This is a genomic window from Falsihalocynthiibacter sp. BN13B15 (assembly GCF_041205415.1).
Classification (GTDB): domain Bacteria; phylum Pseudomonadota; class Alphaproteobacteria; order Rhodobacterales; family Rhodobacteraceae; genus Falsihalocynthiibacter; species Falsihalocynthiibacter arcticus.
In genome coordinates this window covers 1-959 of record NZ_JBGFCE010000064.1, presented here as the reverse complement: position 1 = coordinate 959, position 959 = coordinate 1, and the positions used below count along the sequence as shown (strand labels likewise).

Genomic DNA, 959 nt, shown 5'->3' with positions numbered 1-959 from the left:
AATCCGATACCAAGATTGATCGACGCAAACCGTGGTAAATGGATGTACAGAGGGATGCCAGCCGCGGCCAGCATCAATGCGTAAAGGCTGACGCGCGGGTAAACCATCATTCACCTTTTAACTTGCGGGTAAAGGCCTTGGACCGGGTGTTTTGGCCAACAAAAATGGCCATAAATTGTTGCTTGAGCTGAGGGTGCGTAAGGGTGCACACACGCATGCCATTGCGCCAGAACCCGATCTGGTCCTGCCCACGCGACACTGCCAGATACTGATCCCCTTTGCTGACATCATCAAAGCACTGGCCAAGCTGCTCGCGCAGCGGCAACGGGTGCCCCAAACGGTCCAGCTCTTTAAGGGTTGATTCAACCAGATCTTTCTTGGTCAGATTGCGAAGATAATTCAGCTCGATTGCGAAATCTTGGCTCCAATCCAGCGGCGCACCGTCTGTTGTGTAAAGACGGGCTTGATAGAGCGGGAATCCCATGAACCGAAGAGTCGCCTCACCGCGAACTTGCAGCGTTGAAAGAACGGTTTTCACTGTCGACGCCTGCAAAAATGTCGGAACCGCCAAAACAACAAGGATCACAAGAGCCCTAAGCATGCGCCAGCTCCACTTGCACCACATTTGTATGGCTAACGGCAAACGAGGCCGCGCAAATTTCCATGCAATACTGCCAGTTTCGAAAGAAAGAGTCACCATACCCCAGTTCGGTGATTTTGCAATTCTGCGAAACCAGGCTTTCTGACCAAATTCTACAGGTCTTGGCATAGTCCTGGCCAAAGGCGAAACTGTCTCGGACCTCAAGGCCAACGTTTTTGGCCTGTTGGGAAATCACCCTGTCGGATAGCAAAATGCCCCCGGGAAATGCATACTGGCGGATATATTCGGACGAGGTTTTGTAGGTCTCAAAAAAACTGTCTTTGACGGTGATCGCCTGTAATACGACACGCCCGCCTTC

Annotated in this window: 2 protein-coding genes; both read right to left on the bottom strand. The window is 51.8% G+C overall.

Annotated elements, in window-relative coordinates; all coding sequences use genetic code 11:
• Positions 1 to 106: 106 nt before the first annotated feature.
• Positions 107 to 601 (bottom strand): hypothetical protein, encoded by a 495-nt coding sequence (locus AB9F26_RS22150; RefSeq protein ID WP_369756722.1) that lies wholly within the window; start codon positions 599 to 601, stop codon positions 107 to 109.
• The coding region (locus AB9F26_RS22145; RefSeq protein WP_369769117.1) for a class I SAM-dependent methyltransferase at positions 594 to 959 on the bottom strand (366 nt) is incomplete at its 5' end. The genes AB9F26_RS22150 and AB9F26_RS22145, both read right to left, overlap by 8 nt.

Bases quoted from the DNA above. Each gene is read 5' to 3' on its own strand.
- AB9F26_RS22150 (WP_369756722.1), bottom strand. From the start codon at position 601: ATGCTTAGGGCTCTTGTGATCCTTGTTGTTTTGGCGGTTCCGACATTT.